Source organism: Inquilinus sp. CAU 1745 (assembly GCF_039839375.1).
In the GTDB taxonomy this organism is placed as follows: Bacteria; Pseudomonadota; Alphaproteobacteria; order DSM-16000; family Inquilinaceae; genus JBDOQU01.
Genome location: NZ_JBDOQU010000001.1, coordinates 318358 through 330987, shown reverse-complemented (window position 1 = coordinate 330987; position 12630 = coordinate 318358). Strand labels below are relative to the sequence as shown.

Here is a 12630-nt window from a genome sequence, read left to right as displayed (position 1 = left end):
ATGCGAACAGGGAGTTGGTAACCGGGATGGAAACGATATTTCTTCCGCTTATGGCCGGATTTTCTGAAGCCCTGGTGCCGGTCAACTTCATGATGCTGGTGATCGGCTGCCTTGCCGGCCTGTTCATCGGCGCCATGCCGGGCCTTGGTTCGGTGAACGGGGTGGCTATTCTCCTGCCGGTCACCTTCCTTGTGCCGCCCAATGCCGCCATCATCTTCCTGGCGGCGATTTATTACGGCGCGATGTATGGCGGCGCCATCAGTTCCATCACCCTGGGTATTCCCGGCGCATCCACCGCCGTCGCGACGGTCTTCGACGGAAGACCGATGGCGATGCAGGGCAAGGCGGATCAGGCGCTGATGACTGCGGCCATAGCCTCCTTCATCGGCGGCACGATCTCGGTCGTGCTGTTCACCCTGTTCGCGCCGCCGCTCGCCCGGGTCGCGCTCAGCTTCGGGCCGCCGGAGAATTTCGCGCTGATGATACTCGCCTTCGCCACCTTCATCGGGCTTGGCGGCGACGATATCCCGAAGACCATCTTCTCGATCGTCATCGGCCTGGTGCTGGCCACGATCGGGCTGGACATCGTTTCGGGGAACCCCCGGCTGATCTTCTTCGATATTTCGGGCTTCTATCACGGGGTCAACTTCCTGGTGCTGGCCATCGGCATCTACGGCATCGGCGAGATGTTGTGGACGCTGGAAGAGACCAAGGGGAAGGTGCAGGTCGAACGCGTGAACGTGACCTGGAGGATCATCGTCAGCAACCTTAAGCGGGTGCGGAGCTATTTCGGCACGTCCATCTTCGGCTCTTTCCTCGGTTTCTTCGTCGGCATCCTGCCCGCGGCCGGAGCGACGCCGGGCTCGCTGATGGCCTACGGCATGGCCAAGTCCTTCTCCAGCGAGCCGGAGACGTTCGGCAAGGGCAATATCAAGGGCATCGCGGCGCCGGAATCGGCCAACAACGCGGCCTCCACCGGCTCCATGCTTCCCATGATCACGCTGGGCATTCCCGGCTCGCCGACGACGGCGATCCTGCTGGGCGGCATGATCATATGGGGGCTGCGGCCGGGACCGCTGCTTTTCACCGAACATCCGGATTTCGTCTGGGGCCTGGTCGCCAGCCTCTATCTGGCGAACCTGTTCACGCTGATCTTCAACCTGACCCTAATCCCGCTTTTCGCGAAGGTGCTGACGCTGCCCTTCACCATCCTGGCGCCGGTGATCTTCACGCTGTGCATCGTCGGCGGGTACGCGCCCACCCAGACGCTGCACGATGTCTGGCTGATGCTCCTGTTCGGCGTCGTCGGCTACCTTCTGCGTAAGCTGGACTACCCTGTGGCGCCGGCGGTGCTCGCCATCGTTCTGGGGCCGCTGGCGGAACAGTCGCTGCGCCAGTCGCTGCTGGGTTCGCGCGGGGATGCGATGGTCTTCGTCGAACGGCCGATCTCCGCCTGCTTCCTGGCGCTGGCGGTGGTGCTGTTCGTCTACCCGCTGGCCGCCGGCTGGCGGCGCAAGCGCCGGCGCATGATGGCTGGTCAGCCGATCCCTGATGAATCGCAGGGTTGAGATGGATCCACGAGAGGGAGGGGGCGGCGGTGAGCCGCCTCCTTTCGCCTCCGTCGGTGGGAGTTTCAGCTACTCCAGGAAGTCCCCGTGCCTTTCGACATGCGCCGCGAGGCCCAGCGTATGTTCCCGGACCAGCCGCTCGGCCAGGTCGCCGTCGCGTTTCTCAAGGGCTTCGATGATGCGGAAATGGTCGGTGATCGATCGATCGGCGCGGTCTTCCTGGCCGATCGTTATCTTGCGGATCGCCCGGACATGAATGAACAGGTTCTCCGTAATGTCGGTGATGAGCTGACACCGTCCCAGGCGTATGATCGTTTGATGGAAGGCGATGTTGGCGTCGGAATATTCATTCAGATGCTCGGCCGGCCGGCCATCGTCGAATTCCCGGAAGAGGCGGCGCAGCGAAGCGATTTCCTTGTCCGTCGCGCGTTGCGTGGCCAGCAGCGCCGCCATGCCCTCCAGCGCGCCCCAGACGGTGATCGATTCGAGGATCTCCTTCTTCGTCTTCTTGACGACGAACACTCCCTGGCGCGGCTGGGAGCGGACGAGTCCCTCCTGCTCCAGGAGATTGAGTGCTTCCCGGATGGGTGTCCGGCTGACCCCCAGCGCGGCGCACAACTCCCGCTCGTCCAGCCGGATGTCGCCCGGATGGTCATAGATGTCCATTTCGGTCACCGCTTTCCTGAGGGCGGCGTAGGCCTGGGCCTTGAAGGTTGCACCGGTGTCTAACGGGCGAACCTTGAGCTTGAGATCATCCATCGTGTTGTCCGGTCCTGAACATGGCGGTGGAACACAGCTTTCGTGGGGCTTCCATTGGATTCCGCATACCGCGAACAGACTACGGCATATCGTACAGGTAATGCCAGCGTCGGCCCGGCCACTCGTCGCCGGCGACATGGCGTTGCCCGTCGGCCACTCCTTTTCAGGCCTCAGGCGTTCGGGATTCTCCGCATTCGCGGTTGCTAACCATATCTTGTATACAGTATTATATCTGCGGAATAGAAGCGGTGTCGAAATCGGCGCGGACATTCGATTCTTCCATGCCCTCGAAGGCACCGCGCCGCACCGACAATGTCCTTGAGACGGGTAGATCAGGAGACGCTTGATGACTGCAATCGCCACCGCCGCCGTCGCGGAAACTACGACGGCGGACGACACGCTGAAGCGCAAGAGCCGGGAAGGCAACGTCGTCTCCGGCGGCCATCTCGTCGCCAAGGCGCTGAAGAGCGAGGGGGTGGATACGATCTTCACCCTCTGCGGCGGCCATATCATCGACATCTATGATGGCTGCGTGGATGAAGGCATCCGCATCGTCGACGTGCGGCATGAGCAGGTGGCGGCCCATGCCGCCGACGGCTATGCCCGCCAGACCGGCAAGCTGGGCTGCGTGGTGACGACCGCCGGCCCCGGCTGCACCAACGCCGTGACCGGCGTCGCGACCGCCTTCCGGTCGGAAAGCCCGATCCTGCATATCGGCGGCCAGGGCGCGCTGACCCAGCACAAGATGGGATCTCTCCAGGATCTGCCGCATGTCGACATGATGCGGCCGATCACCAAATTCGCCGAAAGCGTGCGGTCGACCGAACGCGTCGCCGACATGATCTCCATGGCCGCGCGAGAATGCTTCGCCGGCGCCTATGGCCCGGCCTATCTGGAAATCCCGCGCGACGTTCTGGACCGGGAGATCGACCTGGACAAGGCCGTGATCCCGAAGCCGGGCGCCTACCGCGCCTCCACCCGCTCGATCGGCGATCCGCGCGATATCGAGAAGCTGGCCGACCTTCTGGTCAACGCGGAACGGCCGGCGATTCTGTTCGGGCAACAGGTCTGGGCGGCGCGGGGTCATGAGGAGGCGATCGCTCTGCTGCGCGGACTGGACATCCCGGGATATTTCAACGGGGCGAGCCGCGGCCTGCTGTCGCCGGGCGACCCGCATCATTTCGACCGCACCCGGTCGAAGGCGTTCGGTGGCGCCGACGTCATCCTCATCGTCGGCACGCCTTTCGATTTCCGCATGGGCTACGGCAAGCGGATCAGCAATGACCTGACGCTCGTCCAGATCGACATGGACTACAAGACCGTCGGCAAGAACCGCGACATCTCTCTGGGGCTGGTCGGCGATCCCGGCGCGATCCTGGGCGCGGTGCTGGAGGCGGCGAGCGCCAGGATCGACAAGGGCAAGCGTCAGGCCCGCCAGCAATGGATGGCGCAGCTTCAGGAGGCGGAGAAGGCGGCGACCGAAAAGCTGATGCCGCTGTTCCTGTCCGACCAGTCGCCTATCCACCCCTACCGGGTGGCGTGGGAGATCAACGAGTTCCTGACCGACGACACGATCTATATCGGCGACGGCGGCGACGTGGTCACCATTTCCGCCCAGGCGGTGCGGCCGCGCGGGCCGGGCAACTGGATGGATCCCGGCGCGCTGGGCAGCCTCGGCGTCGGCACCGGCTTCGCCATGGCGGCCAAGCTGGCCCGGCCGGACAAGGAGGTGCTCTGCTACTACGGCGACGGGTCGTTCGGCATGACCGGCTTCGACATGGAGACCGCCAACCGCTTCGGCGCGCCCTATCTCGCCGTGATTGGCAACAATTCCGCTATGAACCAGATCCGCTACGGCCAGATCTCCAAGTACGGCGAACAGCGGGGCAATGTCGGCAACCTTCTCGGCGACGTGCCGTTCGGCAAGTTCGCCGAGATGCTGGGCGGCCATGGCGAGGAGGTGAGGGACGCGGCCGAGATCGCGCCGGCTCTCCAGCGGGCGCGGGAGGCGATCGCCAAATCCGGCCGCTCGGCCGTCGTCAATATCTGGGTCGACCCACGGGAGTACGCGCCGGGCACAAAGGCGCAGACGATGTATAAGTAGCGCCCCGAACGGCGCGACAAAACGACAATGAGAAAGGCCCCAGGGAGGGAAATATGGGCAAGGCTTTAGACGGCGTCCGCATCCTCGATTTCACCCATGTCCAGTCAGGACCGACCTGCACGCAGCTTCTGGCCTGGTTCGGGGCGGACGTGATCAAGGTCGAACGGCCGGGCCCCGGCGACATCACGCGCGGGCAGCTTCGCGATATCCCGGAGGTGGACAGCCTCTATTTCACGATGCTGAACCACAACAAGCGGTCGATCACGCTGGACACCAAGAACCCCAAGGGCAAGGAAGTCCTTGAGGCGCTGGTGAAGAGCTGCGACGTGCTGGTGGAGAATTTCGCGCCCGGGGTTCTGGACCGGATGGGCTTCGGCTGGGACCGGATCCAGCAACTGAACCCGAAGATGATCGTCGCTTCGGTGAAGGGGTTCGGGCCAGGCCCCTACGAAGATTGCAAGGTCTATGAGAACGTCGCTCAATGCGCCGGCGGGGCGGCTTCGACGACCGGTTTCGATGACGGGCCGCCGCTGGTGACAGGCGCGCAGATCGGCGACAGCGGCACCGGGCTGCATCTGGCGCTGGGCATCGTGGCGGCGCTCTATCAACGCAACGGGACCGGACGAGGCCAGAAGGTTCTGGCGGCGATGCAGGATGGCGTCCTGAACCTCTGCCGGGTCAAGCTGCGCGACCAGCAGCGCCTTTCCCACGGCGTCCTGAAGGAATATCCGCAATATCCTCATGGCGAATTCGGGGAGGCGGTGCCTCGCGCGGGCAACGCGTCGGGCGGCGGACAGCCGGGCTGGATCCTGAAGTGCAAGGGCTGGGAGACCGATCCCAACGCCTACATCTACTTCATCACCCAGGCGCCGGTCTGGGAGAAGATCTGCACGGTCATCGGCAAGGAGGACTGGATCGCCGATCCCGACTACGCCACGCCGGAGGCAAGGCTGCCGCACCTCAAGGACATCTTCGCCACCATCGAGGAATGGACCATGACGAAGACGAAGTTCGAGGCGATGGACATTCTCAATAAGTATGACGTCCCCTGCGGGCCGATCCTGTCGATGAAGGAACTGGCGGAGGAGCCGTCCCTGAGGAAGACCGGCACGATCGTGGAGGTCGATCATCCCAAGCGGGGCAAGTACCTGACGGTCGGCAATCCGATCAAGCTGTCCGACAGTCCGACGGAGGTCACCCGGTCGCCGCTTCTGGGCGAGCATACCGAGGAGATCCTGCGCGAGGTGCTGGGCTTCGACGATAGCCGGGTATCGGAGGTCAAGGAATCCGGAGCGCTAGGCGGCGTTCCGCGCATCGCCGCCGAATAGGCTCCGGCTGTCCTCAGGAAGTGACGGGGAAGGACGCCGGGGCCGGAAAGCAGGCTCGGGCACGGGAGACTCATATCCATAGGACCGGCCCGGATGAACGCGCCGGCCAAGGGAGGAACAGGAAATGTCCCAGGATAAGAACGCGGTCCGCAAGGTCCTCGACAAGGTCAAGGCCGACGGCCGCACCTCTCTGACCGCGCCGGAAGGAAAGCTGGTCTGCGACGCCTACGGCATCGCCGTGCCGAAGGAAGGCGTGGCCGGATCGGCCGACGAGACGGCGAAGCTGACTGACGGGATGGGCTATCCGGTGGTGCTCAAGATCGTCTCCCCCGACATCCTGCACAAGACCGAGGCTGGCGGCGTCCTGGTTGGCGTCAAATCGGCCGAAGAGGCGCGCCAGGGATACGAGACGATCGTCGCCAACGCGAAGAAGTACAAGGCAGACGCACGGATCGACGGCATCCAGGTCCAGCAGATGCTGAAGGACGGGCAGGAGGTCATCATTGGCGCCGTTACCGACGACAGCTTCGGCAAGCTGGTGGCGTTCGGCCTGGGCGGCGTGCTGGTCGAGGTGCTGAAGGACATCACCTTCCGGCTGGCGCCGGCGAGCAGGGACGACGCGCTGTCGATGCTGGATGGCATCCAGGCGGCGGAGATGCTGAAGGGCGTCCGTGGCGGAGAGGCTGTCGACCGCGAGGCGCTGGCGGGCATGATCGCGCGGGTGTCGCAGCTGGTCAGCGATTTTCCCGAAATCGACGAGATGGATCTGAACCCGGTATTCGCGACGGCCAGCGGCGCGGTCGCGGCCGACGTGCGGATCGTCGTCGACTTTGCTGTCAAGACTCCCCGTCATCGGCCGTCGCAAGAGGACATCGTCCGCCAGATGAACCGGATCATGAAGCCGGACTCAGTGGCGGTGATCGGCGCGTCGGCGGAAGACGGGAAGATCGGCAACTCCGTGATGAAGAACCTCATCAACGGGGGCTATGAGGGAAATATCTATCCGGTCCATCCCAAAGCCGAGGAGATCATGGGCCGCAAGGCCTATAAGTCGGTGAAGGACATTCCCGGCGAAGTCGACGTGGCGGTGTTCGCGATCCCCGCCAAATTCGTCGCCCAGGCGCTGATCGAATGCGGGGAGAAGAAAATTCCCGGCGCGGTGCTGATCCCGTCCGGCTTCGCGGAGACCGGGAACGAGGAAGGTCAGCGGGAAATCCAGGAGATTGGCCTGAAATACGGCATCCGCCTGATGGGGCCGAATATCTATGGCTTCTACTACACCCCCAAGAATCTGTGCGCGACCTTCTGCACCGCCTATGACGTGAAGGGCAAGGCGGCGTTGTCGTCGCAGTCGGGCGGCATCGGCATGGCGATCATCGGCTTCAGCCGGTCGGCCAAGATGGGCGTGTCGGCGATCGTCGGTCTGGGCAACAAGTCGGACCTGGACGAGGACGATCTGCTGACCTTCTTCGAACAGGATGACAACACGGAGATCATCGCCCAGCATTGCGAGGACCTGAAGGACGGCCGGTCCTTCGCGGAGGTCGCCAAAAGGGTGACAAAGAAGAAGCCGGTCGTCGTCCTGAAGGCGGGACGGACATCCGCCGGCGCGAAGGCCGCCAGTTCCCATACCGGGGCGCTGGCCGGCAACGACAAGATCTACGAGGACGTGTTCAACCAGTGCGGCGTCATCCGCGCCCGGTCGCTGCGCGATATGCTTGAGTTCGCGCGCGGCGTGCCGAAGCTGCCGACGCCCAAGGGCGAGAACGTCATCATCATCACCGGGGCCGGCGGGTCGGGCGTGCTGCTGTCGGACGCCTGCGTCGACAACAATCTGAAACTGATGGCGATGCCGGACGATCTCGACGCGGCCTTCCGGAAGTTCATCCCGCCCTTCGGCGCGGCGGGGAACCCTGTCGACATCACCGGCGGCGAACCGCCGTCGACGTACCAGAACACGGTGCGTCTGGGCTTACAGGACGAGCGCATCCATTCGCTGATCCTGGGCTACTGGCACACGATCATCACCCCGCCCATGGTGTTCGCCAAGCTGATGGTGGAGGTAGTCGACGAGATGAAGGCCCAGGGCATCCACAAGCCGGTCGTTGCGTCGCTGGCCGGGGACGTGCAGGTGGAGGAAGCGTCGGAGTATCTCTACGATCACGGCATACCGGCCTATGCCTATTCCACCGAAATCCCCGTGGCGGTGCTGGGGGCGAAATACAGGTGGGCGCGGGGAGCCGGGTTGCTGTAGCCGTCCGTGGGGAAACATTAGGCGGCGCAACAGGGATGGACCTGGGGGGCGTGCGTCGCCCAGTATCTGAATCAGAGAACCCGCGGAAGAAGGGGCCGGGAGAGACATGTCGGTGATGACGGCGCCAGAGAAGCCGAAAAGAAGCATCCATCCAGGGGCGGGACGCCGGAAGACCGGCATTCACCCGAAGGGGAGGCAGGTCGATCCCGGCGCGCTGGAGGAAGTGCAGGCGCTGCTGGGCGATCGACCGCGCCGGCCGGACCTGCTGATCGAACATCTGCACCTGATCCAGGACAAGTATCGCTGCCTGCACGCCAGGCATCTGGCCGCGCTGGCGATGGAGATGAAGCTGGCGCTGGTCGAGGTCTACGAGGTCGCCTCCTTCTACGCCCATTTCGATATTGTGAAAGAGGGGGAGGAACCGCCTCCGCCGCTGACCGTAAGAGTCTGCGACAGCCTGACCTGCGAATTGATGGGCGGGCGGGAACTGCTGGAAAGCCTGGAAGGGACGCTGGGGCCGAACGTCCGTGTCGTCCGCGCGCCCTGCATGGGCGGTTGCCATAATGCGCCGGTCACGGCGGTAGGCCATGCACTGCATGAGCGCGCGACGGTGAGCAGCGTGGCCGAAGCGGTGAGCGATGGCTTCCATCCCGACCTCCCTCCCTATGTCGATCTCACCGCCTATCGCTCCGGCGGCGGCTATGCGCTTCTGGAGGATTGTCTTTCCAGCCGCCGCGGGGTCGACGACATCATCGCCGCGCTGGAGGGATCGAACCTGCGCGGGCTGGGTGGGGCGGGTTTCCCGACGGGACGCAAATGGCGCTTCGTCCGGCAGGAGCCGGCGCCGCGCCTGATGGCGATCAACGGCGATGAAGGCGAACCCGGAACCTTCAAGGACCGGCACTATCTGGAAACCGATCCGCACCGCTTCCTGGAAGGAATGCTTATCGGCGCCTGGGCGGTGGAGGCGGCGGAGATCTATATCTACCTGCGCGACGAATATCCGCAATGCCGGGAGATCCTCAAGCGGGAGATCGCGGCGCTGGAGGCGGCCGGGCTGTCGCGCCATACGACGATCCATCTGAGGCGCGGGGCCGGGGCCTATATCTGCGGCGAGGAATCCGCGATGCTGGAGAGCATCGAGGGCCGGCGAGGCCTGCCCCGGCACAAGCCGCCTTTCCCCAGCCAGGTCGGGCTGTTCGGCCGGCCGACGCTGATCCACAATATCGAGACGCTGTTCTGGGTGCGCGACATCGTGGAGAAGGGGGCGGACTGGTTCTCCTCTCACGGGCGGAACGACCGGAAGGGACTTCGCACCTTCTCCGTCTCCGGCCGGGTTCGCGATCCGGGCGTGAAGCTGGCGCCCGCCGGCATCACGGTCAGGGAACTGATCGACGAATATTGCGGCGGCATGGCAGAAGGACATTGCTTCAAGGGCTATTTGCCCGGTGGCGCGTCCGGCGGCATCCTGCCGGCGTCGATGGACGACATCCCGCTGGATTTCGGAACGCTGGAGCCTCATGGCTGCTTCATTGGATCGGCGGCGATTGTCGTCCTGTCCGATCAGGACAACATGAAGAAAGTGGCGCTGAACCTTCTGAAATTCTTCGAGGATGAAAGCTGCGGCCAGTGCACGCCTTGCCGCGTGGGAACGGAGAAGGCCGTCAAGCTGCTGGAGCGGGAGACCGTCGACCAGCCGCTCCTGGGCGAACTGGCGCGGGTGATGGGCGATGCCTCCATCTGCGGGCTGGGGCAGGCGGCGATGAACCCCGTGAAGATGGTGTTCAAGCACTTTCCTGAGGATCTGGCATGACCGAGACTATCCGCTTCGAACTGGACGGCGTGGAGGTCGAGAGCGCGCCCGGCGAGACGATCTGGCAGGTCGCGACGCGACGCGGGATCGAGATCCCGCACCTCTGCTACAGCCCGAAACCCGACTACCGGGCCGATGGCAATTGCCGCGCCTGCATGGTGGAGATTGAGGGTGAGCGCGTGCTGGCTGCGTCCTGCGTGCGCAAGCCGACGCCGGGGATGAAGGTGCAGACCGCGAGCGAGCGGGCCCGCTTCTCCCGGGAGAGGGTTTTCGAGCTTCTGGTCGGCGACCAGCCGGAGCGGAGCCGCGCGCATGATCCGGATTCCAGCTTCTGGCATTGGGCCGATCATGTCGAGGTGGCCGAAAGCCGCTTCCCCAGGCGCGCACAGCCGCAGCCGGACCGGAGCCACCGGGCGATGGCGGTGCAACTCGACGCCTGTATCCAGTGCAATCTCTGCGTCCGGGCTTGCCGGGAAGTGCAGGTCAATGACGTGATCGGCATGGCCCTGCGCGGCCATGAGGAGAAGATTGTCTTCGACTTCGACGATCCGATGGGCAGCAGCACCTGCGTCGCCTGCGGCGAATGTGTCCAGGCCTGTCCGACCGGCGCGCTGATGCCGGCCTCTGTGCTGGACGAGGAAGGCGTGATGGCGCTGGAGCCGGACCGGCAGGTCGAAAGCGTCTGTCCTTATTGCGGCGTGGGATGCCAGCTCACCTTCAACATCAAGGATGACAAGCTGATCTCCGTCGACGGCCGCGACGGGCCGTCGAACCGGAACCGGCTGTGCGTGAAGGGCCGCTTCGGCTTCGACTATATCCACCACCCCCACCGCCTGACCGAACCTCTGATCCGTAAGGAGGGCGTGCCGAAGACGGCGGAGATCGAGATTGATCCGGACAACCCCTACACGCATTTCCGCAAGGCAAGCTGGGAAGAGGCGATGGCCGCCGCCGCCGGCGGGCTGAAGCGCATTCGCGACGGGCATGGCGGCGGCGCGCTGGCCGGCTTCGGATCGGCCAAGGGATCGAACGAGGAAGCCTACCTTTTCCAGAAGCTGGTGCGCACGGGGTTCGGCACCAACAATGTCGATCACTGCACCAGGCTCTGCCATGCCTCCTCCGTCGCGGCGCTGATGGAGGGCATCGGCTCAGGCGCGGTGACGGCGCCCTTCATGGCGGTGGAGGACAGCGACGTCATCATCGTTATCGGCGCCAATCCGACGGAGAACCATCCCGTCGCCGCGACCTTCTTCAAGAACGCCGTGGAGCGTGGGGCGAAGCTGATCGTCATGGACCCGCGCGGGCAGGCGCTGAAGCGTCACGCGACTCACATGCTGCAGTTCAAGCCGGGCCGCGACGTGTCGATGCTGAACGCGATGTTGAACGTCATCGTGACGGAGGAGCTTTACGACCTTCAATACGTGCAGGCGCAAACCGAGGATTTCGAGAAGCTGCGCGAGCACGTGAAGGCGTTCCCGCCTGAGGAGATGGAGAAGATCTGCGGCATTCCGGCGGAGACGCTGCGGGAGGTCGCCCGCCTTTACGCCCGGTCGGAAGCCTCGATCATCTTCTGGGGCATGGGCGTCAGCCAGCACATCCACGGCACCGACAACGCCCGCTGCCTGATCGCGCTGGCGCTGGTGACGGGGCAGGTGGGACGGCCGGGAACGGGCCTGCATCCCCTGCGCGGCCAGAACAACGTCCAGGGCGCCAGCGATGCCGGCCTGATCCCGATGTTCTTCCCGGACTACAAGTCCGTCGAGGATCCGGAGGTGCGCGGGTTCTATGAGAAGCTCTGGCAGGCGGAGCTGGACCCCAAGCGCGGCCTGACGGTGGTGGAGATCATGGACGCCGTCCATGACGACCAGATCAGGGGCATGTACATCATGGGCGAGAACCCCGCGATGTCCGATCCCGACGTCAGCCATGCGCGTGCGGCTCTGGCGAAGCTGGAGCACCTGGTGGTCCAGGACATCTTCCTGACGGAGACCGCGACCTTCGCCGATGTGGTGTTGCCGGCCTCCGCATGGCCGGAGAAGAACGGCACGGTCACCAACACGAACCGGCAGGTCCAGATGGGCCGGCGCGCCCTTCCTGCGCCGGGGCAGGCGCGGGAAGACTGGTTCATCATCAACGATCTGGCGCAGCGGATGGGGCTCAATTGGGACTATAAGCATCCGAGGGACGTGTTCGCGGAAATGCGTGAGGCGATGCCGTCGCTGAACAACATCACGTGGGATCGTGTAGCCCGCGAAGGGTCAGTCACCTATCCGTGCGAAGCGGAAGACGCTCCCGGCAAGGACATCGTGTTCGGCGACGGATTTCCCACCGCCAGCGGCCGCGCGCGGCTGGTGCCGGCGGCCATCATACCGCCGGCCGAGGAACCCGATGCCGACTATCCGATGGTGCTTAGCACCGGACGGCAGTTGGAGCACTGGCACACCGGCGCCATGACCCGCCGGGCCAGCGTGCTGGATCATCTGGAGCCGGAGGCCGTGGTCTACGTATCGCCCGCCGATCTGCGCCGGATCAGGGCTGACGCGGGGGAGAAGGTCCAGATCTCCACGCGGCGCGGATCGATCGAGTTGAGGGCGCGGGCGGATTCGGCGATGGCGCCGGGAATGATCTTCATACCGTTCTGCTATGCGGAGGCGGCGGCCAATATCCTGACCAACCCGCAGCTCGATCCGTTCGGCAAGATTCCGGAGTTCAAATACTGCGCTGCGCGGATGGAGCCAGCACCTTCAGAACCCGTTAACCCCTGACCGCTAGCCTGTCCGCTCCAGGATGGACGCGAGACGGGG

Annotated in this window: 7 protein-coding genes; 6 read left to right on the top strand and 1 reads right to left on the bottom strand. The window is 64.5% G+C overall.

Annotated elements, in window-relative coordinates; genetic code table 11:
- Window positions 1–50 precede the first annotated feature (50 nt).
- Window positions 51–1568 (top strand): tripartite tricarboxylate transporter permease, encoded by a 1518-nt coding sequence (locus AAFN89_RS01595; protein ID WP_347535194.1) that lies wholly within the window; start codon window positions 51–53, stop codon window positions 1566–1568.
- A gap of 69 nt (window positions 1569–1637) precedes the next feature.
- On the opposite strand, the gene AAFN89_RS01590 is transcribed toward AAFN89_RS01595, so the two are convergent.
- The gene (locus AAFN89_RS01590; RefSeq protein WP_347535192.1) at window positions 1638–2327 is read right to left on the bottom strand and encodes a GntR family transcriptional regulator; all 690 of its coding nucleotides are present in this window, start codon (window positions 2325–2327) and stop codon (window positions 1638–1640) included.
- Window positions 2328–2673: 346 nt separating this feature from the next.
- Here AAFN89_RS01590 and AAFN89_RS01585 point away from each other — a divergent pair, with 346 nt between their 5' ends.
- The 5 genes from AAFN89_RS01585 to fdhF all read left to right on the top strand — a co-directional run bounded on the left by AAFN89_RS01585 (window position 2674) and on the right by fdhF (window position 12591).
- A complete protein-coding gene (locus AAFN89_RS01585) occupies window positions 2674–4431 on the top strand; it encodes a thiamine pyrophosphate-binding protein (protein WP_347535190.1) in 1758 nt (585 codons plus the stop codon).
- 53 nt (window positions 4432–4484) lie between these two features.
- Complete coding sequence (gene frc / locus AAFN89_RS01580; RefSeq protein WP_347535188.1) at window positions 4485–5759, top strand: formyl-CoA transferase; 1275 nt, start codon at window positions 4485–4487, stop codon at window positions 5757–5759.
- A gap of 124 nt (window positions 5760–5883) precedes the next feature.
- On the top strand, window positions 5884–8013 hold the full coding sequence (locus AAFN89_RS01575; protein WP_347535186.1) for an acetate--CoA ligase family protein: 2130 nt from the start codon (window positions 5884–5886) through the stop codon (window positions 8011–8013).
- 106 nt (window positions 8014–8119) lie between these two features.
- The gene (locus AAFN89_RS01570) at window positions 8120–9826 is read left to right on the top strand and encodes an NAD(P)H-dependent oxidoreductase subunit E (RefSeq protein ID WP_347535184.1); all 1707 of its coding nucleotides are present in this window, start codon (window positions 8120–8122) and stop codon (window positions 9824–9826) included.
- A complete protein-coding gene (gene fdhF / locus AAFN89_RS01565) occupies window positions 9823–12591 on the top strand; it encodes a formate dehydrogenase subunit alpha (RefSeq protein WP_347535182.1) in 2769 nt (922 codons plus the stop codon). Before AAFN89_RS01570 ends, fdhF begins: the two co-directional genes overlap by 4 nt.
- Window positions 12592–12630 lie beyond the last annotated feature (39 nt).